At 33.3% G+C, this 25,933-nt stretch carries 25 protein-coding genes; 12 read left to right on the top strand and 13 right to left on the bottom strand.

The window, feature by feature from the left end; genetic code table 11:
* The 5 genes from ACFFLS_RS14900 to ACFFLS_RS14880 all read left to right on the top strand — a co-directional run bounded on the left by ACFFLS_RS14900 (position 1) and on the right by ACFFLS_RS14880 (position 6,814).
* Positions 1-1,554: a RagB/SusD family nutrient uptake outer membrane protein gene (locus ACFFLS_RS14900; protein ID WP_379684703.1), complete on the top strand. Its 1,554-nt coding sequence runs from the start codon at positions 1-3 to the stop codon at positions 1,552-1,554.
* A gap of 178 nt (positions 1,555-1,732) precedes the next feature.
* Positions 1,733-3,697, top strand: coding sequence for a putative porin (locus tag ACFFLS_RS14895; protein ID WP_379689500.1), 1,965 nt, complete (start codon positions 1,733-1,735; stop codon positions 3,695-3,697).
* Between the two features lie 45 nt (positions 3,698-3,742).
* Positions 3,743-5,104 (top strand): pyridoxal-phosphate dependent enzyme, encoded by a 1,362-nt coding sequence (locus tag ACFFLS_RS14890; protein WP_379689498.1) that lies wholly within the window; start codon positions 3,743-3,745, stop codon positions 5,102-5,104.
* A 142-nt stretch (positions 5,105-5,246) separates the two neighbouring features.
* Positions 5,247-6,527 carry a DUF2851 family protein gene (locus ACFFLS_RS14885; RefSeq protein ID WP_379684704.1) on the top strand — a complete coding sequence of 427 codons (1,281 nt, stop codon included), beginning with the start codon at positions 5,247-5,249 and terminating at the stop codon, positions 6,525-6,527.
* Positions 6,528-6,586: 59 nt separating this feature from the next.
* Positions 6,587-6,814 carry a PspC family transcriptional regulator gene (locus tag ACFFLS_RS14880; protein WP_008466940.1) on the top strand — a complete coding sequence of 76 codons (228 nt, stop codon included), beginning with the start codon at positions 6,587-6,589 and terminating at the stop codon, positions 6,812-6,814.
* A 107-nt stretch (positions 6,815-6,921) separates the two neighbouring features.
* Here ACFFLS_RS14880 and ahcY read toward each other — a convergent pair whose 3' ends face one another.
* Positions 6,922-8,238 carry an adenosylhomocysteinase gene (gene ahcY, locus ACFFLS_RS14875; RefSeq protein ID WP_379684705.1) on the bottom strand — a complete coding sequence of 439 codons (1,317 nt, stop codon included), beginning with the start codon at positions 8,236-8,238 and terminating at the stop codon, positions 6,922-6,924.
* Positions 8,239-8,537: 299 nt separating this feature from the next.
* Here ahcY and ACFFLS_RS14870 point away from each other — a divergent pair, with 299 nt between their 5' ends.
* Positions 8,538-9,170 (top strand): 4'-phosphopantetheinyl transferase family protein, encoded by a 633-nt coding sequence (locus tag ACFFLS_RS14870; protein ID WP_379684706.1) that lies wholly within the window; start codon positions 8,538-8,540, stop codon positions 9,168-9,170.
* A gap of 35 nt (positions 9,171-9,205) precedes the next feature.
* Here the strand turns inward: ACFFLS_RS14870 and ACFFLS_RS14865 are convergent, their stop codons facing one another.
* The 3 genes from ACFFLS_RS14865 to ACFFLS_RS14855 form a co-directional block, all read right to left on the bottom strand.
* Positions 9,206-9,604 (bottom strand): group III truncated hemoglobin, encoded by a 399-nt coding sequence (locus ACFFLS_RS14865; protein WP_379684707.1) that lies wholly within the window; start codon positions 9,602-9,604, stop codon positions 9,206-9,208.
* Entirely contained in the window at positions 9,601-9,888 is a 288-nt protein-coding gene (locus ACFFLS_RS14860; RefSeq protein WP_379689496.1) for a hypothetical protein, read from the bottom strand. The genes ACFFLS_RS14865 and ACFFLS_RS14860 overlap by 4 nt, the downstream gene beginning before the upstream one ends.
* A gap of 81 nt (positions 9,889-9,969) precedes the next feature.
* Positions 9,970-10,566, bottom strand: coding sequence for a Crp/Fnr family transcriptional regulator (locus tag ACFFLS_RS14855; protein WP_379684709.1), 597 nt, complete (start codon positions 10,564-10,566; stop codon positions 9,970-9,972).
* Between the two features lie 94 nt (positions 10,567-10,660).
* Between ACFFLS_RS14855 and ACFFLS_RS14850 the strand changes: the two genes are divergently transcribed.
* The 4 genes from ACFFLS_RS14850 to arfB are packed head-to-tail and all read left to right on the top strand — an operon-like array spanning position 10,661 to position 14,516.
* The gene (locus ACFFLS_RS14850) at positions 10,661-11,419 is read left to right on the top strand and encodes a phosphoglycerol geranylgeranyltransferase (RefSeq protein WP_379684710.1); all 759 of its coding nucleotides are present in this window, start codon (positions 10,661-10,663) and stop codon (positions 11,417-11,419) included.
* Complete coding sequence (pnuC, locus tag ACFFLS_RS14845) at positions 11,412-12,035, top strand: nicotinamide riboside transporter PnuC (protein ID WP_379684711.1); 624 nt, start codon at positions 11,412-11,414, stop codon at positions 12,033-12,035. The genes ACFFLS_RS14850 and pnuC overlap by 8 nt, the downstream gene beginning before the upstream one ends.
* Entirely contained in the window at positions 11,996-14,110 is a 2,115-nt protein-coding gene (locus ACFFLS_RS14840; protein ID WP_379684712.1) for a DUF4301 family protein, read from the top strand. The genes pnuC and ACFFLS_RS14840 overlap by 40 nt, the downstream gene beginning before the upstream one ends.
* Position 14,111: 1 nt before the next feature.
* Entirely contained in the window at positions 14,112-14,516 is a 405-nt protein-coding gene (gene arfB, locus ACFFLS_RS14835) for an alternative ribosome rescue aminoacyl-tRNA hydrolase ArfB (RefSeq protein ID WP_379684713.1), read from the top strand.
* A gap of 20 nt (positions 14,517-14,536) precedes the next feature.
* On the opposite strand, the gene ACFFLS_RS14830 is transcribed toward arfB, so the two are convergent.
* The 3 genes from ACFFLS_RS14830 to pyrH form a co-directional block, all read right to left on the bottom strand.
* Positions 14,537-17,032: a DUF5686 family protein gene (locus tag ACFFLS_RS14830; protein ID WP_379684714.1), complete on the bottom strand. Its 2,496-nt coding sequence runs from the start codon at positions 17,030-17,032 to the stop codon at positions 14,537-14,539.
* 117 nt (positions 17,033-17,149) lie between these two features.
* Positions 17,150-17,713: a ribosome recycling factor gene (gene frr, locus ACFFLS_RS14825; RefSeq protein ID WP_379684715.1), complete on the bottom strand. Its 564-nt coding sequence runs from the start codon at positions 17,711-17,713 to the stop codon at positions 17,150-17,152.
* A gap of 74 nt (positions 17,714-17,787) precedes the next feature.
* Positions 17,788-18,495 (bottom strand): UMP kinase, encoded by a 708-nt coding sequence (gene pyrH / locus ACFFLS_RS14820; protein WP_379686356.1) that lies wholly within the window; start codon positions 18,493-18,495, stop codon positions 17,788-17,790.
* A 188-nt stretch (positions 18,496-18,683) separates the two neighbouring features.
* On the opposite strand from pyrH, the gene ACFFLS_RS14815 reads away from it, so the two are divergent.
* Positions 18,684-19,907: a DUF4272 domain-containing protein gene (locus ACFFLS_RS14815; RefSeq protein WP_379684716.1), complete on the top strand. Its 1,224-nt coding sequence runs from the start codon at positions 18,684-18,686 to the stop codon at positions 19,905-19,907.
* A gap of 255 nt (positions 19,908-20,162) precedes the next feature.
* Positions 20,163-20,780 (top strand): thioredoxin family protein, encoded by a 618-nt coding sequence (locus ACFFLS_RS14810; protein ID WP_379684717.1) that lies wholly within the window; start codon positions 20,163-20,165, stop codon positions 20,778-20,780.
* 340 nt (positions 20,781-21,120) lie between these two features.
* On the opposite strand, the gene ACFFLS_RS14805 is transcribed toward ACFFLS_RS14810, so the two are convergent.
* The 6 genes from ACFFLS_RS14805 to ACFFLS_RS14780 all read right to left on the bottom strand — a co-directional run bounded on the left by ACFFLS_RS14805 (position 21,121) and on the right by ACFFLS_RS14780 (position 25,924).
* On the bottom strand, positions 21,121-21,681 hold the full coding sequence (locus ACFFLS_RS14805) for a hypothetical protein (RefSeq protein WP_379684718.1): 561 nt from the start codon (positions 21,679-21,681) through the stop codon (positions 21,121-21,123).
* A gap of 8 nt (positions 21,682-21,689) precedes the next feature.
* A complete protein-coding gene (gene truB, locus ACFFLS_RS14800) occupies positions 21,690-22,385 on the bottom strand; it encodes a tRNA pseudouridine(55) synthase TruB (RefSeq protein WP_379684719.1) in 696 nt (231 codons plus the stop codon).
* 5 nt (positions 22,386-22,390) lie between these two features.
* Positions 22,391-23,200, bottom strand: coding sequence for an undecaprenyl-diphosphate phosphatase (locus ACFFLS_RS14795; RefSeq protein ID WP_379684720.1), 810 nt, complete (start codon positions 23,198-23,200; stop codon positions 22,391-22,393).
* Between the two features lie 72 nt (positions 23,201-23,272).
* Entirely contained in the window at positions 23,273-23,545 is a 273-nt protein-coding gene (locus ACFFLS_RS14790) for a DUF3098 domain-containing protein (protein ID WP_379684721.1), read from the bottom strand.
* A 77-nt stretch (positions 23,546-23,622) separates the two neighbouring features.
* Entirely contained in the window at positions 23,623-24,498 is an 876-nt protein-coding gene (locus ACFFLS_RS14785; RefSeq protein ID WP_379684722.1) for a cell division protein FtsX, read from the bottom strand.
* A gap of 832 nt (positions 24,499-25,330) precedes the next feature.
* A complete protein-coding gene (locus tag ACFFLS_RS14780; RefSeq protein ID WP_379684723.1) occupies positions 25,331-25,924 on the bottom strand; it encodes a molybdopterin-dependent oxidoreductase in 594 nt (197 codons plus the stop codon).
* Between the last annotated feature and the right edge of the window lie 9 nt (positions 25,925-25,933).

Raw genomic sequence — 25,933 nt, 5'->3', positions numbered from 1 at the left:
ATGAAAAATACAATAAAAACAATTTTGCTTTCTGTAATGGTGTTTGGGATGAATGCATGTACAGAAGAGAAAATATTGGATTTAACCCCGATAAATAGTATTTCTGAGGCTGAGGCTTTCTCAACTCCTTCCTTAATTGCAGCTTCTATGAATGGTGTTTACAATGCTGCAGCAATAGGAGCCTATAATAGTGGTACACCAAATGGAGGTAGAGGTTATGTTTGGGGAGCAGCTTTTGTTGAACAAGGTGATTGTCGAGGAGAAGATGTTATAAATACAGCCGCTTTTTACCAATATACTTATGAGGGCAGTTATGATGCCAATACAGCTAATAACGTCTATTATTGGATTGATGGTTACAGGCTGATTAACAGATGTAACTTAATGATAGAAGGTGTAAATGGGGCATTAGCTAAAGGAATTATTAACCAATCTGTAGCAAATGATTATATCGGTCAAGCTAAGTTTTTAAGAGCAATAACGCATTTTGAATTGCTGACTTATTTTGCAAGACCTTATAATTTTACAGATGGCGCATCACATCCGGGGATTCCGTATAGAGAAGTTGGTGTAAATACAGCTTCTGAAATTACTTCAGAAACTCCAAAACCAAGAAATACAGTTGCAGAATGTTATACAAAAGTTTTAGCAGATTTAACAGATGCTGAAAATTTGATTACTACAAAAAGTACGGCAAAAGCATCTAAATCTGCAGCCATAGCATTTAAGACAAGGGTATATCTTCATAAAAGAGACTGGGCAAAAGTTATTGAAGAAGGAACTAAATTAAATGGAGTTTATTCCTTGACAGCCAATCCTGGAGATCCTTTTATATTAGCGAATAATTTAACGAATAGTGAATCTATTTTTTCAATTCAGCATTCATCAAGTGCTAATCCTAACACAAATGCAGCTTTGGCTAGTATTTTAAAAGGAAGAACTCTGGTAACCATAAGTCCAATTATTTGGAAAGATCCAAATTGGTTGACTGATGATAAGAGAAGAGAAGAAGGCAAACTTGTTTTTACCGTTGATGGTAGAAAATATACTAATAAATATACTGATGTAACCAATTTTTCTGATGCAGCTCCAGTTATCAGATATGCAGAGGTTTTGTTAAACATGTCTGAGGCTTATGCACGTTTAGCGACACCAAATACAACAGAATCCTTAAGTCTGTTAAATAAAGTGAGAAACAGATCCTTAGCAAATCCGTCAACGCAAGCTTACACCGCCAGTAGTTTTGCTGCTCCTGCAAGTTTGGTAAAAGCAATTTTGGCAGAGCGTAGAATTGAGTTTATTTTTGAAGGAAGAAGATGGTCTGACATACACAGATTACAGGGCGATGATATTGCGCCGATAGATGGTATACCAGCTAAAATTGCTAATGGTACTCCTAATGCTGGTTTGTTTACTTTAGACGGAAAACCATATAGCGGACCAAAAGGAGTTGCCGCAATACCTGGCAGTGATTATAGATTTTTATGGCCGATTCCACAAGTTGAATTAAACATATTCCCAGGTTTAGGACAAAATCCAGGATGGGATAAATAAATATCAGATTAATATTTTTTCAAAGTCCTCAATCAGAATGATTGAGGACTTTTTGATTATATAAAAATAGGTTTCGAAAAAAAAGTTAATACTTACATATAGATTTTTATTTATACGTGATTATCTTTTACCTTTGCTTGACAAATTTTATCAAAATATTTATATATAAAGCCATCAAATGAGAATATTCATTTTTCTATATCTTTTAGTTATCCCATCTTTATTGTTTTCGCAAGAGAAAAATACCTCTAAAAATAATTTAGATATGAATACAAAATATTCAAGTATTACAGATACTGTAAAAAAGAAAAAGTCTATTGTGGCAAAAATTGATCAATATAAGATTATTACGCTCGAACATGATACTATTTATGCAGATACGTCATTGACAATAAAAAGTGCTTATAAACAGAATCACATAAGAAGGGATGAATTTGGGCTTTTGGCTTTTGCAAATATTGGCCAGCCATACAATACGCTGCAATATAGTCTGACCAGTTTTTCGCCGTATCCTGAAATTGGCTTTAAAGGAAAGCACTTTAATTATATCGAAGCAGATCAGATTCGTTATTATTCTGCGCCGACTCCATTAACTGAGTTGTTTTTCAATACTACTATAAATAAAGGACAGAATGTCGATTCTTTTTTGACATTGAATATTTCAAAAAATCTTAATTTTTCAATTGCCTATAGAGGTTTAAGGTCTGAAGGAGATTATATCAATCAGCTGGTAAGTGCAGGAAACTTTAGGTTTACAACCAGTTATGCAACGACCGATAGAAGATATGCCATAAATGCGCATTACACGTATCAGGATGTTTTGAATGAAGAAAACGGAGGAATTACGACTCCATCAGATTTTGAAAGTGATAATAAAGATTATAAGAACCGTCAGAGATTGCAGGTTTTCTTGACTGATGCGCAATCATTTTTAAAGGGGAGACGATTTTTTATTGATCATGCTTTTCGAATCAATCCGCGAAATGCAAACAACAATTTGTATATCACTCATCAACTTAATTACGAAAATAAAGTTTACGAATACAGACAGCCAACAGTTATTTCTTCTGCAGATACATTACGTATACAGCGTTTTGGGGATTCGTACGTAACTAGCGGAATTAACGATCATACGAAATTCGAAAAACTTTATAATAAAGTAGGAGCCACTTATGAAAATTCGCTTCTCGGGAAATTTAATTTCTTTATAGACGACTACAGATCTAATTACGAGTACAATCGTATTATTGTTAGAACTGATAAGACCATTCCAGATAATTTGTATTTGCAGATTAACAATGTCGGCGGGCAGTATGAATACCAAAAAAATAAATGGAACGGACGATTTTTGTATTCAAGATCTATTACAAATCAGTCGCTTTCTGATTTAGACGCCAAGTTAAGATATGACATGAATGAAAAAATTAAATTTGATTTCAGATATCGTAACATAAATAAACTGCCAAACAACAATTACAATTTATACCAAAGCAGTTGGGTAGAGTACAACTGGTCAGAAAATTTCAAGAATGAAAAGATTAATTCCTTAAGTGCCGAAATTACGACGCCTTGGCTTAATGCACAAGTTCAGTACACAGTTCTAAAAGACCATTTATATTTTAAGGATGATGCCACTCAGTCTCAAAAAGACAGTTTGATTCAGATTGTAAAACCTTTTCAGTATGGAAATGTGATTAATTATTTAGAAATAAAAGCAAATAGAGAATTTAAATTTGGAAAATTTGCTCTAGATAATACTCTTTTATATCAAAAAGTAGATCAATCGGATCTTATTTTAAATGTTCCTGATTTTGTAACCAGAAATACATTGTATTATTCAGGTTACTTTTTCAAAAAAGCACTTTACATGCAAAGTGGTTTCACTTTCAATTACTTCACGAAATATTATGGTGATGGCTATAATCCTGTAGTGGCAGAATTTTTTGTACAGCAGGAGAAGAAAATAGGAGGATTTGCCGCATTTGACTTTTTTATAAATGCGAGAATTCGCCAGACGAGATTTTATTTGAAAGCAGAGCATTTTAACGCTGCTTTTTCTAAGAGTAATTATTTTTCTTCACCAAATTATCCATATCGTGATTTCGTAATTCGATTTGGTCTGGTTTGGAATTTCTTCCAATAGTACCAAGCTTTTATTCATTAAAACCAAATTAATAATTTAAATAAAATGGACTTTTCAAAAAATATTTTAGAAACAATAGGCAACACTCCGTTGGTAAAACTCAACAAAGTTACTGCCGAAATTGATGCGTTAGTATTAGCAAAAGTCGAAACTTTTAATCCTGGAAATTCTGTAAAAGACAGGATGGCCGTAAAAATGGTTGAAGACGCTGAAGCTGATGGAAGACTAAAACCAGGGGGGACAATTATTGAAGGGACGTCTGGGAACACCGGTATGGGGCTTGCTCTCGTTGCAATTGTAAAAGGCTATAAGCTGATCTGCGTAATTTCGGATAAGCAATCTAAGGAAAAAATGGATATTCTTAGAGCAGTCGGAGCAAAAGTGGTTGTGTGTCCGACAGATGTAGAACCTTCTGATCCGCGCTCGTATTATTCTGTTTCTAGACGTTTGGCAGAAGAAACGCCAAATTCATGGTATGTGAACCAGTATGATAATATGTCGAACTCACAGGCGCATTACGAACAGACTGGTCCTGAAATCTGGAAACAGACAGAAGGCAAAATCACGCACTTTGTGGTTGGAGTTGGAACAGGTGGAACAATTTCTGGAGTTGGAAAATACTTAAAAGAAAAAAATCCGAATATCAAAATCTGGGGAATTGATACTTATGGTTCTGTTTTTAAAAAATACCATGAAACTGGGATTTTTGACGAGAACGAAATCTATTCGTATATCACAGAAGGAATTGGAGAAGATATTTTGCCTAAAAACGTAGATTTTTCACTTATTGACGGATTTACAAAAGTAACTGATAAAGATGCTGCGGTTTATACCCGAAAAATAGCTTTAGAAGAGGCAATTTTTGTTGGGAATTCTGCTGGAGCTTGTATAAAAGGACTTTTACAGCTCAAAGAACATTTTAAACCCGATGATGTTGTAGTGGTTCTTTTTCACGATTCAGGAAGTCGATATGTGGGTAAAATGTTTAATGACGACTGGATGCGTGAACGCGGATTTCTTGAAGAAAACGTTACCAAAGCCGAAGATGTAATAAAAGATCATATCGATAAAGAATTGATTGTGGTTCGTACTGAAGAATTGGTTTCTCATGCCATTGAACGTATGAGAAAATACAAAATCTCTCAAATTCCAGTAGTTGATATTAACGGTTTTGTTGGGTCTGTTGATGAAACAGATTTGTTTAGAAGTTATGTTGCCGATAAGAATGTTGCCGAAAAACCAATTAAAGATGTTATGGGTAAGCCGTTTCCAATTGTGAAATTAGGAACCCCAATTGAAGAAGTTTCTAAACTTTTTACCAAAGAAAATGATGCAGTTTTAGTTGATTTGCAAAACGGACATCATCATATTATTACCAAATACGATATTATTGGATCTATAAAATAGTATTTCCAAATAATTTAGGTAAGAACCTCAATTTCTGATTTGCTAGAAATTGAGGTTTTTTGTTTTTTGACTTTAAAAAATGTAAGATTAGTATTATTTTTTATTAAATTCGGTTTTTGTAATTCTATAAAAGCCTTTTGACATGAAAGAAGATTTTCTTCATTATATATGGAGATTTAAAAAGTTTGAAACTCTAAAATTAAAAACGACTGAAAATGAAGAGCTGATTATACTGCATTCGGGCGATTTTTTGGAGAATTCTGGCCCAGACTTTTTTAATGCACAAATTATTATTGGCAATCAGAAATGGGCGGGAAATGTTGAGATTCATGTAAAATCATCTGATTGGTACGGTCATTTTCATGAAAGAGACAAAGCTTATGATAATGTAATTCTACATGTTGTCTGGGAAAATGATACAACGGTTTTTAGAGAAGACAATACAGAAATTCCTGTTTTGGTTTTAAAAGAATATGTTTCTGAAAATGCTTTGGAGCTGTACAATCAATTAACAACACCTAAATCTTGGATTTTTTGCGAAAAACAGCTGACACAGATAAATGATTTTGTTCTTAAAAATTGGCAGGAAAGACTATTTTTTGAAAGACTGGAACGAAAATCGAAATTTATTTATGACCTGCTAAAAGAGACCAATCAGGATTGGGAAGCCGTTTTGTTTATTCTCCTTGCCAAAAATTTTGGTTTAAATACAAATGGGCAAGCATTTTTGCAAATAGCAAAATCGATACCTTTTTCTGTAATCAGAAAAGAAGGTTTTGAAATAGAAAATCTAGAGGCTTTGCTTTTTGGTACTTCAGGATTACTTGATTCGCATTTTGAAGATGTTTATTTCTTGGATCTAAAAATCCGTTACTTGTATCTTGTTAATAAATATCAAATCGAAAAAAATCACATAGAACAAGTTCAGTTTTTTAAACATCGGCCAGATAATTTTCCAACAATAAGGTTGGCTCAGCTTGCCAGTTTATATAGCGACAACCAGAATTTATTTTCAGAATTGATTAATTTAAAATCTACTGAATCAGTCTATAAGTTGCTCAAAACTTCACCAAGTTCTTATTGGCAGAATCATTATCTATTTGATAAGGCAAGTGCTTGGAAAGCAAAGTGTTTGTCTAAATCTTTTATAGATTTACTGATTGTGAATACGATAATTCCGATTCAGTTTGCATACAGTTCGATTATGGGAGAATCAATTTCAGAACGTTTGATAGATTTTTTAATGGAAGTTCCGCCAGAGAAAAATGCTATTATTGATAAATTTGCTTCATTTGGGATAAAATCTAATAATGCTTTTGAAACCCAGTCGATGTTGGAGCTTAAGAATGAATACTGCAATAAAAAATCATGCCTTAGATGTGCTTTCGGATTGGAACTCTTAAAGAATGAAGAGATATTGTAAAATTAGAAATTGGAATAATTAGATAATTCGTAATTTTACAATCTAAAGTTTACAATAAAATGTCTGCAATCTTAAAACTAAAGTTTTTTTTCGAGAAATACGGTTTTCATGTTTCATCGCGACTAGCCGATAAATTAGGGATGCGCGTAACGAGTGTGCGTCTTTTTTTTATTTACATTTCTTTTGTTACCGCCGGTCTTGGTTTTGGGGTTTATCTGACTCTTGCTTTTTGGATTAGGCTGAAAGATTTAATCCGTTCTAAAAGGACTTCTGTTTTTGATTTATAATTAAATAAATTTTAACCAAAAAAGAAACCCGACAGAAGTTCAAAAACATCTGCCGGGTTTGATATGTATTCAGATAATCTAAAATCTAAACTCAGAAATCTAAAATATTAATATCTGTAGTATTCTGGTTTGAATGGACCTTGAACTTCAACACCAATGTAAGCCGCTTGGTCTTCTCTTAAAACTTCAAGTTCAACACCTAATTTAGCTAAGTGTAAAGCAGCAACTTTTTCATCTAAATGTTTTGGCAACATATAAACATCATTGTTGTAAGCTGCGCTATTGTTCCATAATTCGATTTGTGCCAAAGTTTGGTTTGTAAATGAGTTACTCATTACGAAACTTGGGTGACCTGTAGCACAACCAAGGTTTACTAAACGACCTTCAGCCAAGATAATGATATCTTTTCCAGCGATGTTGTATTTGTCAACCTGAGGTTTGATTTCAATTTTAGAAGCACCGTGGTTTTTGTTTAACCAAGCCATGTCGATTTCGTTATCGAAGTGTCCGATGTTACAAACAACAGTTTTGTCTTTCATTTGCTCGAAGTGCTCTCCAAGAACGATATCTTTGTTTCCTGTCGTTGTAATGATGATATCAGCATTAGCAATTACAGTGTTTAATTTTTTAACTTCATAACCGTCCATTGCAGCTTGTAAAGCACAAATTGGATCGATTTCAGTAACCGTTACAATAGATCCAGCACCTCTAAAAGAAGCAGCAGTTCCTTTTCCAACGTCACCGTATCCACAAACGATAACTCTTTTTCCAGCTAACATTAAGTCAGTTGCACGACGTACAGCATCTACAGCAGATTCTTTACATCCGTATTTGTTATCAAATTTAGATTTAGTAACAGAGTCGTTAATGTTGATTGCAGGCATTGGTAAAGTTCCAGCTTTTACTCTTTCGTAAAGTCTGTGAACACCAGTTGTAGTTTCTTCAGAAAGACCTTTAATTCCAGGAACTAATTCTGGGTAACGATCGATAACCATGTTAGTTAAATCCCCACCGTCATCTAAGATCATGTTCAATGGTTTTCTGTCTTCACCAAAGAATAAAGTTTGCTCAATACACCAGTCAAATGATTGTTCATCAAGACCTTTCCAAGCATAAACTGAGATTCCAGCAGCAGCAATTGCAGCAGCAGCCTGATCTTGAGTAGAGAAAATGTTACAAGAAGACCAAGTAACTTCTGCACCAAGAGCAATTAAAGTTTCGATCAAAACAGCAGTTTGAATCGTCATGTGTAAACATCCAGCAATACGAGCACCTTTTAATGGTTGTTCGTCTTTGTATTCAGCTCGAAGTGCCATTAAACCTGGCATTTCAGCTTCAGCTAGTTCAATTTCTTTTCTTCCCCAAGCCGCTAGAGAAATGTCTTTTACTTTATAAGCCACGTAAGGCGTAGTCGTTGTACTCATTTATAGTATATTTGTATAATTGTAAAATTTTTGCAAATTTACATAATAGGTTTTTATTTTTACTACTTTCTGCAAGATTTGTGAATTCTTTAATTTCTTAATCTCTAGAAAGTTAGTTTAGGAATCGTTTTTGAACCATATAAGACATATAAGTTCATTTAAAAAGGGTTTTTAAACTATTAGCTTTATTGCTAATTGATTATATTTACTAGTACATTTTTAGCCAACTGTTATATTTTCTTATATGACTTATATGGTTTAAAAAACAACAAATAACTTTTAACGCAGAACTCACCATAATGCCTCTATTTCAGACCATACAATTTAATGAAACTACTAAAATTTTAATTTGGAAAATAACTGAATCTTTTGATGAATTGTACAGTCAGGTTTCTTTGAAGGAAAAAACACAGAGAAGACTGGACGGAATGAAATCTGAAATGCATCAACGTGCTTTTTTAAGCGTGAGAATGTTGATTCAGGAAATGGGTTTTACAGACAAAGATTTGCATTATGACGAATTCGGAAAACCTTATTTTGATTGTCATAATTATATTTCCATTACACATTCGCACAATTTTGCCGCTATAATTATCAGTGAAGAAACGGTTGGAATCGATATGGAATTACAGCGCGAAAAAATCATTAGAATTGCCGATAAATTTACCGATTACGAATGCGATTACCTCAAACCGAATGAGTCTGAAGAATACATCAAAAAGTTAACCGTTATCTGGGGTGCAAAAGAAGCGATTTTTAAAATCAGAAACGAAAAGGGAATTAGTTTCAAAGATCATATCAGAGTACATGATTTCTCTTTAAATAAAAAACAGACCTCGGCGAGTCTGTATTTTGATGATTTAATTAAAGATTTTGAGGTTCATTATCTAGAAATCGAAAATTTTACATTGGTTTATGCGTTTGAGAAATAAAAGAATAAAGAAATCTCAAATTCCAATTCCAAAATTTAAACTTCGCTTTCTTTTTGACGATGCTGAAACATACTCAAAAACAAAAAAGTGCTCATTTTTTGAGCGCGTCTTTTTAAGGTTTCGGCATTTTTGCCTTCAAAATGTTCATCAATGGTCTGAAACCAGTGATTGAGCCAAATTCCGAATTCGTTTGCTGTGATTTTTTCGCCAAAGTGAGCATCTACTTCATTGTGTACGGCATGTGGATTTCCTTTGTATTTGCGAACTCCAAACAGATTGGTTTCCCAAAAATCAGTTAGTTTTTCCAGATGTAGATCCCAATCAGTAATCATTTCATTAAAATAAAAGCCGATTGCTGCATCGGCTCTTATTTTATCATAAAACTGATTTACCAGAAAAGAAATGTCAGTTCTGTTTTCTATTTGTTTTTTCACAGAAAAAGCGTGTTTAATAAAATAAAGAATACACTTAAAACAGAACTTAAAAGCAAAAGGTTAAAAACTACTTTGTGCTTCATTTGTGCCAAAATTGAAGTGTTTACAAAGATACAGGCTAAAACGATAATTGCCAGCTGGATCATTTGAAAAAAAGAAGTTCCGTTTGATAAAACATACATTGCGGCAGCACCTCCTAAACAGCTTTGCCCAATTACTGCCATTGCAGCTGATCCCATGTAGTTTTTATTGAAAATGTCGAATGTTGTTTGATATAGTGTCATGATATTCAGATTTTTATATGACAAAGATACGCCCACTATACCGCTGTGTTTTATGACTTTAATCATAAAACCAGAACTTTTTTATCTGTATACTTTTCGATTAATAATTTTTAGTTTTCCTTTTTTTTCTAATGCTTTTATTGTTCTAATAACCGTTTCTACACGCAGACCTGTCAAATCGCCAATTTGTTGTCTCGTAAAATTGATTAAGTATCCGTTTTGGTCTTTTTTAAAATCGAAATGGGTAATTCCGTAATCAATTAACTTTAAAACACGATGTTCAGGTTCCTGAGTAGACATTTCGGCTGCCATAACCGATTTGTAATATAAACGTTGCGCCAGATTTTCGATTATTTTTACGCTGATGGAAGGGTTTTCTTCAAGAAGTTTCATGAAATTAGCTTTTGGGAGCATATAAATTTCGCTGTCCTCAACAGCAATGGCATTGGCAGGATATTTTTGATTTAAGAACAAAGGAGGCTCGCCAAAAGATTGGTCTTTATAAAAGATCCCTTGTATAAATTCTCGTCCATCATCATTATAGTTGCTCATTTTTATTTCGCCCGAAATAATCTGATAGTAATACAACGGCAAATTTCCTTCTTCAAAAATAGTTTCGTTTTTAGAGAATGTTTTTTTGACAGCAGTATATTTTTCCAATAATTCAGATGTAATCATATCGTATTTTTTACGTTATAAAAAGCCATAAGACAAATATAATTCATTCAATATAGTTCTTCTGCATCAAAAAACTTTTACTTTTACACTCTGTATGCAAAAACAAATATTTACGATTCGACAACAAATTTTAGAAGCCAAAAAGAAAGGTCAGAAATTGCTCGCAGTACTTTTGGATCCTGATAAAATTGTATTGGAAAATGTAGGCCAGCTGATTGAAAAAATCAACCAGTCGCCTGCAACGCATATTTTTGTGGGAGGAAGCATTGTTCAGACCAATATTTTAGAAGAATTAATTTCGGCATTAAAGCAGAAAACTTCGCTTCCGGTTGTTTTATTTCCGGGAGATCCTTCGCAAATTTCGTCTAAAGCCGATGCAATTTTGTTTTTGTCGCTTTTATCCGGCAGAAATCCCGATTATTTGATAGAATATCAGGTTCAGGCTGCGCCAATCTTGAAAAAAACAAAACTTGAAGTCATTTCAACGGGTTATATTTTAATAGAAAGCGGTAGCGAAACGGCAGTAGAAAGAGTAAGTAAAACAAAGCCTCTGAAACGAGACGATTTAAATCTGGCTCTTGCAACAGCACAGGCAGGAGAAATGCTCGGGAATCATATTATATATCTCGAAGCTGGAAGTGGTGCTAGACAAGCTGTTCCGCTAGAAATGATTGAGATGATTGCTCAAAATATAGAAATTCCTGTTATTGTTGGAGGCGGAATTGTAGATTTGCACGGAATTCAGAATGCTTACAATGCTGGCGCAGATTTGGTGGTTATTGGAACTGCTTTTGAAAATAACAGCCATTTTTTTGAATCAGTTTTAGCAACTCAAAACGGCCTCAATGATTGATTTTTTTCTCGAAAGTTATAAAAATGCGCCGCTTTGGCATATTATACTAGAATTTTTAGTATTTGTCTGCGGTATTTTAAGCGTTTGGTTTGCCAAAAAAGAAAATATTTGGGTATATCCAACAGGATTAATTGCAACGGTAATTTCAGTATATCTTTTATATGTTGCTGGTTATATAGGATATATGATTATTAATGCTTATTTTTCGATAATGAGTATTTATGGATGGTATGTTTGGGCAAAAGGAGGAACTGTAGAAGATAATCTCCCAATAACGAGAACGAACGATGATGAAAAAATAATCGGTATAGCATTGTTTATCGTTACCATTTTTGTAGTTTTCGGCATTTATAAATATTTTGATTACGAGATTAAAGTAGACAATTATGTCGATATGATTTCGTCAGGAATATTCTTTGCTGGAATGTGGTATATGGCCAGAAAAAAAATCGAAAACTGGACACTTTGGATAATTGGTGATATCATTGTAGTGCCGCTTTATGCCTATAGAGGTTTGGGCATGCTTTCATTACAATATTTAATTTTTACAATTTTAGCTGTATCGGCTTATATAGAATGGAGAAAAATCTTAAACAGCAAAAATCAAAAATCATAAGAATTGCCTTGTTCGGTCCTGAAAGTACAGGAAAAACGACTTTGGCAAAGCAACTTGCTGAATATTATAAAACAGAATGGGTTCCGGAATTTGCTCGTGATTATTTACAGCAAAAATGGGAAGAAAACCAGCATGTTTGCGATGCTTCGGATATGATGCCTATCGCTTATGGGCAGACCGCACTAGAAAACGAAAAACTTAGTGCTGCAGACAGGTATCTTTTTTGTGATACAAATCTCATGGTAACCAAGGTTTTTTCTGAAATTTATTATGGATTTTCTGAACCAGAACTTCATGAAGCGGCCTTAAAACATGATTATGATTTGGTATTTTTAACCAATATTGATGTTCCTTGGGAAAAAGATGATATTAGAGATAAAGCAGAGGGTAGAGAAACTGTTTTTTCAGTATTTAAACAAACTCTAATTGATCATAATAAGCCTTTTATTACTCTTTCTGGGAATAAAGAACATCGACTGCAAAACGCAATCTCAATTATTAATGAATTGACCATAGCTAAAGAAAAAGGTTTTTCTTCGCTTGATTTTGTTGAAATATACAAACATGGCGCTGTGTTTGGAAATATTCTTAAGCAATTGGAAATTTTTGAAAACGGAATTGCAAAAAGTAATCTGGTAAGTCCTGCAGGTTTAAATAATGGAATTTTGGATTTGTCTAAAGCAGCATTTGAAGAAAATGCAATGTTTTATGATGTCGAAAAATCAAAATTTAAGCTTAAAAAGTTCGTTCCTGCTTCTGGCGCGGCAAGCAGAATGTTTAAATTTTTGACAGCTTTTCTAAATGATTTTAAGATAGGTGAAGAGACAATTAATGCTTATATCAACCGCAAGAAAGATACAGAACTTCCTGTTTTTATTGTCGGAATGGAAAAATTTCCATTTTTTAAGGCTACTGATACAAAGCTAAGGGAAATTTATCCAGATTTTGAATCTTTAGACAGGGATTATAAAAATTATTATTTTGTAAAACTGCTTTTATCTTCAGATTATTTTGATTTTTCGAATAAACCAAAAGCGGTATTGCCTTTTCATGAATATGAAAGCCATATTGCCAATCCGATTGAAGAACATTTGAATGAGTGTGTTCATTATGCAACTGCCGACGAAATTTCGAATCTACATTTCACCGTTTCTGAAGCACATCAGTTTTTATTTGAAAATCAATGTTCGTTTTTAAAAGAAAAGATTGAAAATCAATCGAGAACAAAAATTAATATTCAGTATTCTTATCAAAGCAAAAAGACGGATTCGATTACAGTCGATTTGAAAAATAAGCTGTTTAGAGATAAAAATGATAAAATTGTATTTAGACCAGGCGGACATGGAGCTTTAATTGAGAATCTTAACAATCTTGAAGCAGACATTATTTTTATAAAAAACATCGACAATGTGATTCAGAATCATATTGAAGAAACGACATTGTATAAAAAAGCCTTGGCTGGTATTTTAATAAAAGTGCAGCAAAAGATTTTCGGTTACTTAAATCAAATTGAGCAGCAGAAAATTAAAGAGGAAGATATTGAGGAGATTGTATCGTTTTTAAAAGAAAAATTGAATACAGAAATTTCGAACGACTTTAATAAATTTACTTCTGAAAATAAGATTTTGAAGCTTAAAGAGCTTTTGGATAAGCCAATACGTGTATGCGGGATGGTAAAAAACGAAGGAGAACCAGGAGGAGGCCCGTTTTGGGTTATGAATGATAAAGGAGTAACTTCGTTGCAGATTGTTGAAACTTCTCAGGTAGATCTTACCAATAAAAAGCAGGCAGAGATTTTTGCAAAAGCAACACATTTTAATCCTGTTGATTTGGTTTGTGCTATTAAAAATTACAAAAACGAAAAGTTTGACTTACAGAAATTTGTCGATCAAAAAACAGGTTTTATAGCCGAAAAAAGCGTTGACGGGAAAATTGTACGAAACTACGAACTTCCTGGATTGTGGAATGGTTCTATGGCTGGCTGGCTTACTATTTTTGCGGCTGTTCCGTTGATTACCTTTAATCCGGTAAAAACAGTCAATGATTTATTGAAACCCGCACATCAGCCACAATAATATGGATGCAGAAAAAATCATATCAGAGTTGGGTTTTAAGGCTGTTCGGAGTAGCGGTTCGGGCGGACAAAACGTAAACAAAGTCTCCTCAAAAGTGATTTTAACTTTTGACTTGAACGCTTCTCAGGCTTTAGCGGAAGAAGAGAAAATGATTTTAGAGCATAATCTAACTTCGAGACTTACTTCTGAAAATATTTTGATTTTGAGTTGTGATGAAGACAGAAGCCAGCTTAAAAACAAGGAAATCGTGATAAAACGGTTTTTAGAGATTATGAAAAAGGGACTTTATGTCCCTAAAGTCCGAAAAGCTACTAAAGTTCCCAAAGCGGTAGTTAAAAAACGCATTAAAGACAAAAAGAACCTTTCTGCTATCAAACAATCACGGAAGAAACCAGATGTGGAATAAATGGATTAAAAAATAAGATTTTACAATCCTAAATCAATTACATACGAAATTTTGACGGCGATATTATCTTCAAATTTCGGCAACTGATTTGGACCATAACGATAAAATCCTCCAAGACCAAAACCTTTATAAATTTTGTTCAGCTCAATTCCGGATTCAAAAAAGCCTTTTTCGAGTGTTTTAAATTCGGGACCGTCATGTTCCTCTGGATTTTCCAAACCTCCCCATGCTATTCTAGAAACTAGAACCAATGAAGGCCTTACTTTTTTAAGGATTTTAATTCTGTCAAAGCCGTGCTTAATCTGAAACATTACATATTGACTAGAGAAAAATTCATTAAAATACATGGTTTCAAATGCATTTCTTCCTGAAAATGTAATTCGCTGTGTAACCGTTTCTTTGGTTAAGTTGTTCGGAGAAGTATTGTACAAATGCGTCAACGGTATATCTCCAGATGCAAAACCCGCCTGAAGCAATAAGGCAGTTTTTTGACGGTTTAGGTATTTTTTTTCATATTCAGCTTTGAAATCTATTTTGCTGAAGGTGAAGTCATTGTCAAAAACATTAGGCAGTGACTGTGTATATTGAAAAGTAAATCTTGGGAATTTTTTTTCGCTTTCGTTTCTTCCTGAAGGAGTCTGCATAAAATTGCTGAATGGTGCCCAAACTATAGAAATCATAGCGGTTGACATTACATAGCTCGAATATGATTTTCCGTTTACATTAAAAAGATAGTCAAATTTTGGTTCTATATAATTTCTAGAAAATTCTATAACCGCTTCTGTTTTCGGAATAAATTTGGTTTGAATATTTCCTCTCCAACCCGTATATTCATAAAAAGTGCTAATGTTAATCGGGCGTGGGTCATAAATTTTAAAAACACGTTTGTCAACAGCAAATACAGTACTTGCAATCTCGCGAACATCATCGGTGTAATATCCGTTGAACCATGTATTTGTATTTTTATCCAATAAAATCCCAGCGCCAAGACTGTATTTAAAAGCACCGTCTTTTGTTCCGTAAGCAGTATATCCTTCAATACGGAAATTTTTTGAAAGACGTTCGTTCGTAATTCCTCCTAATCCAAGACGAAATCCTTCATAATTATTGTAACTTATAATCTTCTTAAGATCAAGGTCAACGGGACCAATCGGATAGAATCCGTTGAGGATTTTTCGGCCTATTCCTAAGCGTTTTTCAACTTTATTGCTTATAGAGAGACTGTCAATCAACAAATATGTTTTTTGGCTTTTTTCATCAAGATTTTCTTTTCGGTAAGCTTGCCAGAAACTTTCTGATTTTTGGGCAGCATCGTCTTTGATTTCAATATATAGCGACTGATTTTTTACAGGTACATTTGTATTTACCCGTACATCAAAACTGTTGCTTTCAGAAAGCAAATAGGTAAAATCTGAAGCTACTTTTTTTCGTGGCTCAAAATTCTCATCAACATCACTGTCGAACTGAATTGTGCCTCCTAAAATCTTAATATCATCATCATTTTTTCCTTTTACGATCTTAAAAGTAGTGTTGCTCTGAAACCATAATTTTTCTTTTGGAAGGTATTCAAAATCATGAATGCCACTGATGTCTAGAACACCTTTTATACGCATTACAGCCTTGGCAATCGCAAAATTTTCTTTGTCGATATATAAAACGCCTTCAAGTCCCGATGCTCTTTTTTTTCGTTTATTTTTAAAATAAATCATATAAGCATCTCGGCCTTTGAGGTTTACAGTGTCGAGCAGTTTATAATTGTAATTTGAAGGAGCATTATTAGAAATCGGATTTTCGTATTTCGTTTCAAATAATTCATATTTAGAATCGTAGATAGAAATAGATTGGAGATTGAATGCAATAATTTCATAAACAGGCTGTTTAAAACCTGCCATTCTTGTTCCTAGGATTGTTTCTTTCAATTTATTCTCCGCAAACTGATATTGTGAAACTTTTTCGGTTTGAAATAAATGCTGCTTGCTGATGATTTCTTTAAACTTGTAGTCAGAAGAATCTATGTGAATTGTTTTTTTGCTGAGATCTTTATAAGCGGCAGAAGAGTCGATACGTCCGTCTATCGAATCAGGATTTGCAGTTACAATAAGTTTATTGTACGTTTTGTATTCAAAATTGTGCAGCTTTTTCTGTGGATCATTTTGATTCTTAGACGCAATTACCTTTTTTATGATGGTCAATGCTGGATTTTCATTCGAAACTACCACTTCTTTTAAATCATCTGTTTTTTGTAAAAGAGAAACAGCATAGAATTTTTTGGAAGTTGATACTGAGATGGTTTTCGTATGAAAACCGATATAGGAAACCGTCATCGAAGAAGTTGCGGTACTTATTTTAAAAATAAATTTTCCGTCAACATCCGTAATAGCATTATTGTTTTCTGGAGTTGTTATCGTGGCAAACGGAAGAGGTTTGTTATTAGAATCGGTTACGATACCGTTTATTTGAAATTGTGCTTGAATTGTAAGCGTAAAAAACAAAGTCAAAAAACAAAATAGCTTCATATAGAATGATATAATTTCAAAAACGAAAAAAAATAATTTTCGTATGCAAAAATAGCAATAAAAAAATCCGTCTGGTACAATATACCGGACGGATTTTTATTTTATAGCTTATAATAATTATACTTTCATGATTTCAGCCTCTTTCAGAGCCAATAATTCGTCAATTTTCTTGATGTAAGCGTTAGTTAAGTTCTGAACTTCTTCTTCGGCAGATTTGCAGATATCTTCAGATGTTCCTTCTTTTTCTAATTTTTTGATATCAGTATTAGCGTCTTTTCTCGAATTACGAATACCGATTTTCGCATCTTCAGCCTCAGATTTTGCTTGTTTTGCCAAATCACGACGACGCTCTTCTGTCAAAGGTGGTACGCTGATGATGATAACATCTCCATTGTTCATTGGATTAAAGCCAATGTTAGCAATCAAAATGGCTTTTTCAATTACAGAAAGCATATTTTTTTCAAAAGGCTGTAATGTAATTGTTCTGGCATCAGGAACGCTGATTTTAGAAACCTGAGAAAGTGGCGTCTGAGATCCGTAATAATCTACAAAAACACCTCCAAGCATAGCCGGAGAAGCTTTTCCTGCACGAATGTTTAGAAATTCTTTTTCTAAGTGTGCAATAGTACCATTCATTGATTCTTCAGTACTTTCTAAAATAAAATCTATTTCTTCAGTCATTTTTTTTATTTTTCAGTTTTTTGTTTTTCAGTTTTCAGTTTAGTAGGTATTGCGACTTTAAACCGTGACCGAGACTATATATTTACTACAGTTCCTATGTTTTCGCCTTTGCAGATTTTTAATAGGTTTCCGATTTTATTCATGTCAAAAACAACAATCGGAAGTTTGTTTTCTTGGCTTAATGTAAAAGCTGTGGTGTCCATTACATTTAGTCCTTTTTTGATTACATCGTCAAACGAAATAAAATCAAATTTTACGGCAGAAGCATTTTTTTCAGGATCAGAATCGTAAACTCCGTCAACGCGTGTTCCTTTTAGGATTACATCGGCATTAATTTCGATTCCTCTCAAAACTGCTGCAGTATCAGTCGTAAAATACGGATTTCCGGTTCCAGCTCCAAAAATTACGATTCTTCCTTTTTCAAGATGCCTGTCGGCTCTTCTTTTAATGTAAGGTTCTGCAATAGATTCCATTTTCAAGGCAGTCTGCAAACGCGTTTTCATTCCTTTATCTTCAAGAGCGCCTTGTAATGCCATTCCGTTAATTACAGTTGCAAGCATTCCCATATAATCACCCTGGACTCTGTCCATTCCTGCACTGGCTCCGGCAACGCCTCTAAATATATTTCCTCCTCCAATAACAATCGCAATTTCTACTCCTTTACTGTGAATTTGCTTAATTTCGTCTGCATATTCGGCTAATCTTTTTGGGTCAATACCGTATTGTAAGTCACCCATTAGCGCTTCGCCGCTAAGTTTTAGAAGAATTCTTTTATATTTCATGTTTGTTGTTGCGTTAATTTGTGCAAATATAGACATATTCTGATTTTTAAAAATAATGTTTGCAAAAATAATTTCTGTCTATATTTGGATTGAATTTTTCAGCGTTGTAAGAATTGGTTTAAAAAGTTTTTTTAGAATAAGACCCAAAATCCGAACAGCGCAACTATTAATTGAAAATAATTTAAAACATGATTTGCACACTTTATTCGCACCATATTGGTTTTGACAAAATTATAGAAAGCGTCGAAAACAGTTATCCGCAGTCAATAATTACGAGCAGCAACCAAAATGGATCTCAAATTGCAACAATCGAAATCAAAGGAGGTTTTTTGAGTTCTGGAAGCAAGCTGACAATCGTTTACCGCGAAAGAGAACAACCGTCTTACCAAATTCCTGACACAGATGAATGTCCTTTGACCGGAAACCTCAGGGGATTATATGGTTATGTAGATTCGCTTTATTCAAAAAATGAAAAAATAAAAGCTTTGTTTCTGCATAAAATACAAACTTTAAATTCAGAGTTTTCAATCAGTCAGGATAAGGGGCAGACTAAAGACTTAAAAGATTTCATTAAAAAACTAGCAAAAGACCAGGAAGCAATTCTTTTTGTACAGCCCAAAACAATCATCAGCAAATCTGACGGTCAGCATTTTTTGGACGAAAATCTCGATTTGTTATTAGATAACGACGGAAATTGCGAGGTCGAAAACTTAGATGTAAAAATCAAGAGTGCTTATTACGACAAAGAATCGGAGGTAATAACTGAAGAACAAAAACAATGGAAGACTGCCAGTGAAAAAATTCTGCAGGAAAAAGAGATAAAAATAAATAAATACCTTCCTTATATTGAAGCAGAAGAGGAAGTTGTTCTAAGAACTCCCAAAGAAATTGCGCAACGAGTATGCATTCTTGCAATAACAAATCTAGTTTCATTTAATACAATTTCAAACGAGGAAGCGACAGAATATCTTCAAACTTACAATTTATGGGATTTTGTTACTCCAAATGAAAAAGATTTTCTGGCAAATCCGACAGAACAGAAAAAAAGTCATGAATCATGGAAATGCGAATGTATCTGGGTTTTGATGTTTGCTTTGAACAAAGTTCAAGAATTGGGATTTCCGGATGAATTGTGCAGTTTAAATGACATTCCAGAAGAAGAATATCCAGTGGGGCCTGATAAAGATCCCAATGATTTTATTAATTCTGTTTTTAATGCGAGAAGCAAATCAGAAATATTGGCTTTAAACGATTTGTATTACAGATTGGACTGGGCTTGCGTCGATGCGAGATTAAATGGACAAGAAATGACAACTGTTCATCCGGGTGTGGTGTATGAGCGTCATTATGCATTGAACTGGCTTATTAGTTATAGCGAGGCAGAGTGGGACGATGTAACTTGTGATACCTAATGTTTTAAAATTTAATCTGCTGTCAACAATTAAAATGTTATAGATTTTGACGCGGATTAAACAGATTCGTTATCACGAAAACGCAGGCGAAAATGGATTTTTGATTCTTTATATAAATCCGTTTTTATCCGTGTGCTGTTTTATTCAAAAAATGAAATGACTTTTGTAATAAAAGGGAATTCTCCTAATTATGACAAAAGTCATTCTTCTGTTTTGCAAAATTGTTTTAAATTTAGCATAACCAAAAAAAACAATATGAAAAGCATCGTAGCCAAAGGACTATTCAATAGTCATTCCTATACAGAATACCGAAAACTGGTCACAGATTTATTAGCAGACGGAAAATCGACTGGAAATGAACAATCGGAAAGTTTGACCAATTATACCAAACTGAACGAAGCTAGAATGAATCGGTTAGAAAAGACAATTATAATTGAAGATTATGTAATTTCTAAGTTGCAAAATTTGAAAAATCACTACATCTGGTTGGTTCTTTCTGAAGGTTGGTGTGGAGATGCGGCACAGATTCTTCCGATTTTAAATAAAATGGCAGTGCAGTCTAATAAAAAAATCGATCTTAAAATTGTACTTCGAGATGAAAATGAAGAATTGATGAATCAATATCTGACTAATGGAGGTAAAGCGATTCCAAAAGTGATTGTAATTTGTAAAGAAGCCGGAATTGTTCGTGCCGATTGGGGGCCTAGACCAAAAGGAGCCTCCAAGTTAATGGCAGATTACAAAAGGGATTTTGGTGTTGTTGATGAAAAAATAAAAACCGATCTGCAGTTATGGTATTTGGCCGATAAAGGCATTTCTGTTCAGGAAGAATTGATTGAAATAATGGATAATATTACTTACAATCGTCTTTAGTTTTTTAATAATATACTGAAAACAAGTGATTTGTATAATAAAATTATCTTAAAGTCTTTTTAAATTAAATTGGATTTTGTATCTTAGTAATAGTAACCCACTTCTATTATAACTTTCTGATTTACTCTTTTTATTGGTGTTGATTTAAATGTCTAACAATTAAAATACACTATCATGAAAAAGTTATTCGAAAGGTTTTATGATTTCTTCTCTCAATTTTTATTTGGAGGGAAAAATGTGCCTCACTATTAATTTAAGATAAGTATGAAATAATAATACTTGCTTTAGAAAGACTGGCACATTACCGAAGAAAAAGTAATGTGCTTTTTTATTCCTTTAATTAATTTTCTTCCGATTTGTAATAAAAGAAATCCTGTAACGTTATTCCAAAAGAAATAGCACCCATGCTTTTTTCGTTATGAAGTGGAAAAGCATAATCGCTTATTTCTACAAAAAGGATAAAATCATCAGAGCCAATTCCAAGCTTGAGTTTTTTATATGCTCCATTTAAATTGCCACGGCCAAGGGCAAATCCTTTTCCATAACCAGCTTGAAGCATGATTCTAGTTTCTGGTCCTACTTTCGGACTTAAGCCAAGATTTAAAAAAACAGGTACAGCAACAAGTTTATGGTCCCATTTCCAGTCAATACCGCTATGGATTCCCAATGTAGCCCATTTTTTATAATGAACTCCGTAGCCAATTTGCGAACCTAAACCATTAGGAACAAAAAAAGCATTTGAAGAAGTTGATTCAGAATCATTATAATAGTTGTCTCTATCCTGATTTCCTGTAATAGAAACCGCAATGTCAAATTGTAAGTATGAGAATTTACTTGCTTGACTGTATATAATTGAATTAGCAAAAATAATAAATGCAATCGTTAGTAAAATTCTCTTCATAGACTATTTTATTTTTTCAGTAGTTCTTCTTCAAACAAAGTAATATCAATTGCATTTTTTACGTCGTAGTCGCCAATTTTGGTTCGGCGCAAAACGGTCAAATGCGAACCAGAATTCATAGCTTTTCCAAAGTCATAAGCTAGTGAGCGAATGTATGTCCCTTTAGAACAAACTACTCTAAAATCTATTTCTGGTAAAGCGATTCTTGTGATTTCAAATTCGTGAATCGTAGTTTTTCTGCTTTCAATTTCGATAGATTCTCCCGCACGAGCATGTTCGTATAAGCGAACACCGTCTTTTTTTATAGCCGAAAAAATAGGCGGTTTTTGATCGATTTCTCCTAAAAATTGTTTTACGGTTTCTCTAATTAGGGTTTCATCGATATGATCAGTTGGAAATGTTTGGTCTATTTCGGTTTCTAAATCGTATGATGGAGTAGTGGCGCCAATGTAGAAAGTGCCAGTATATTCTTTTGCCTGTCCTTGAAGTTCAGAAATCTTTTTGGTGAATTTTCCGGTGCAAATCAATAAGAGTCCGGTCGCCAAAGGATCTAAGGTTCCTGCATGACCTATTTTGAACTTTTTTGGAAGTCCAACTTTATTAATTAAAAGGTATTTTAATTTATTGACAGCTTGAAACGAACTCCATTTTAATGGTTTATCAATCAATAAAACCTGCCCGTTTAAATATTCTTCAGGTGTCATTTAATCTATTTGTTTAAAGAAAAATAAGCCAATAAAAGTATTCCCGCAATAATTCTGTAGTATCCCCAAGGCTTAAAACCGTATTTTTTAATCACACCAATAAAAGATTTTATTGCTATAATGGCAACAACAAAGGCAATTACATTTCCCATCAGGAACAATTTAAGATTGTCTGGTGATTGTGTTAGTAATTCATATCCTTTAAGTTGTGAAACTTCATATGTTTTTAGTAGTAGAGAATAAGTAGTTACGGCCAGCATTGTTGGAACGGCAAGAAAAAAAGAGAATTCAGCTGCAGTTTGTCTATCTAATCCTTGTTGCATTCCTCCAATTATTGAAGCAGCAGAGCGACTTGTTCCAGGCATCATTGCCAGACATTGCCAAAAACCAATTGTTACAGCTTTTTTTATTGTAATGTCTTCTTCGTGAATAATTGTTGGGTTTTTAAATTGCTTATCAATAAAAAGTAAAATGATTCCTCCAAGAATTAATACAATTGCAATTGGAATGGGATTTCCGAGAATTGCATCTATTTTGTCATCAAATAATTTTCCTAAAATTAAAGCTGGAATTACTGCACAAGCCAATTTTACATAGAAATTGATTTTACTAAAATCAAAAAACTTCTTCCAATATAAAACGACAACGGCCAAAATAGCTCCAAATTGAATGGAAACCTGAAATAATTTTACAAAATCATCTTCCTGTATTCCAAAAAAAGAACTTGTAAAAATCATATGTGCGGTAGAAGAAACAGGCAGATATTCTGTTAAGCCTTCTACAATTGCAATAAGAATTGCTTGTAGAGTATTCATTGAAAGATTTTAGATTTTAGATTTTAGATTTAGACTGAAGGTTTTCTTCCTTATTCAAAATCTGAAATCCGATTATTTTGATTTTTTGAAAATAGAATAAATCGTGATTCCGAAACCGATTAAAACAGTAGTCGGAGCCAGACGAATACGTCTAAAGTTGAAAATTTCTTCGTTAAAAACATTTGGATCAGTGCTTCCACCGCCTGCCATTAGTATAAAACCAAGCGCGATTACGCCAATTCCAATCAAAAGAATTTTATAATTGATGCCGTCAAAAAGAAATTCCTGTTTTGGATTTTCTAATGTAAGAGGCTCTTTTGCAGACTGTTGTTTGATGTTTTTCATTTTTGTTTTTTGTTCTCAGAAAGCAATTCCGAGTGATTATTTATGAATTGTAATATTTCTAAAGTATTAAATCTCAATTAATACAAGTCGTCTGTTCTTAAATTTAGGAAACGTTGTGTCGCAAAATGTGTGCTTACCCATGTAATTAAAACTCCTAATCCGAAGACTGCAGCCAAAACTAGGGCGATTAAGATTTTGTCTTCTAGAATTACCAAACCAGGGAAATTAGTTTCAACATAAATCAGAAGAGCAATCAAAGCAATAATTGCTAGACCAGCGCCAAGCATTCCGAGTTTTACGCTGCGCATTACAAAAGGTTTACGAATAAAAGCTTTAGTAGCCCCAACCATCTGCATGGTTTTGATGATAAAACGGTTCGAATGTATAGATAAACGAAGGGAACTATTGATTAGCAGTACAGCAATTACAGTTAGGAAACCGCTAATGATCAAAATCCACATACTTACTTTTTTGATGTTGTCATTTACTAGATTTATCAATTGTTTGTCGTACACAATATCAGAAATCATAGCATTTTTACGAAGACGGTTTTCAATTTTAACGATACTGTCACGTTCTACATAATCTGCTTTTAAGTGAATGTCATAAGAGTTCAATAACGGATTTTCTCCTAAGAATGTCAGAAAGTCTTCTCCAATAATATCGGTATGTTCTTTTGCCGCTTTTTCTTTAGACACATAAACATATGATAAGGCAAAAGGCGCTCTCTTTAATTCGGTGTTAAAAGCTTTTACGACACTGTCGTTAGCTTCATTTTTAAAGAAAACGGTCATGGCAATTTTTTCTTTAAAATCGTCTGCCAGTTTTTTAGAATTAATGATGAATAATCCTAGTACTCCCAAAAGGAATAAAACCAAGAATACACTCAATACAACCGAAAAATAAGAGGAAATTAACCTGCGCTTTTGAAATTTATCAAAGTTAGAACTCATAGTCTATTTAAATTATGTGGTAAAAATAATAAACAATTTCTTTATTTAAAGTTAATAACAAACTTTTATACTTAAAAGTACAATTTAAATATTGAATAAATTGGGAGTTTAATCGAAAAGCTTTGTGTGAAGTTTAATCGTAAAGCCCGCAAAGTGAAAAAGTATATCCACAGATTAAAAGGATTAAAAATGATTTTTTAAATCTGTGCGAATCCTTATTAATCTATGGCAAGAAAAGCAAAGCTTGCGTTTTGTATTTTAAACATAGCCCGTGGTTTCAACCACGGGAACACAATCATGGTGACAATCCATTGATTTGTGATTTTAATCATGGTCACAATTCGTAGTCCCGTGGTTGAAACCACGGGCTATGTTTGACAATAAGATTTTAAAAGAAAACTATATTGAAACTTGTTTAAATGCAAAGTTTGCAAAGCATAAAATATAGCCACAGATTAAAAGGATTAAAATGACTTTTGAAATCTGTACAAATCCTTTTAATCTGTGGCAAGAAAAGCAAAGCTTGCGTTTTGTATTTTAAACATAGCCCGTGGTTTCAACCACGGGAACACAATCATGGTGACAATCCATTGATTTGTGATTTTAATCATGGTCACAATTCGTAGTCCCGTGGTTGAAACCACGGGCTATGTTTGACAATAAGATTTTAAAAGAAAACTATATTGAAACTTGTTTAAATGCAAAGTTTGCAAAGCATAAAGTATAGCCACAGATTAAAAAGGATTAAAAATGATTTTTTAAATCTGTGCGAATCCTTTTAATCTGTGGCTATAAAAATCTTAGTGGCTTAGAATCTCAGCGCCTCAGAATCTTATTTAACCTTATAAACTTCAATGCTTTTTAACCAATAAACATGACGAGGGCCAGTTTTGATGTCGTTTTTGCAGATGGCAATCATTTCGCCATTTTTGATAGGTTTTCCGTTTTCTTCAAAAAGAATATAAGCATTTTCTCCCGTCGGATTATTGAAAAGTTCTGCCCAAGAAAAAGTAGCTTTATAGTCGTCTGATGCTCTTGCAACAATATAAAAATTTCGGTCTTTATGTCCGTTTTGCTTGATTTTGGCTTTCTCTAAAATATCTTTTAAGAGAACACCTTTACATACTTTATTGTCTTTTTTAACTTCACCACTTTGGCAGACTACTTTAAAATCGTCAAGGGTAATAACTTTCATCTTTTTTAAAGAATCGACAGTTAAACTTAGCGGAAATTCGACATCACCTTTTACTTCTATGGCATGATTTACCATTTTTAGGCTGTCTTCCGGCGTAAGAATTGGATGTTTGTCATTGTCTGCTTTTGAGTTTTTTTCTACCGTAATTTCTTCTTTGTCTTTTTTAGAAGAATTGCACATGGTACATGAAAATGCAATCAGTAAAACGAGAATATAATTTTGTGCTTTCATAAGTAAATA

The organism is Flavobacterium procerum (assembly GCF_042431625.1).
GTDB classification, from domain to species: Bacteria; Bacteroidota; Bacteroidia; order Flavobacteriales; family Flavobacteriaceae; genus Flavobacterium; species Flavobacterium procerum.
This window is presented reverse-complemented; position numbering and strand designations above follow the sequence as displayed.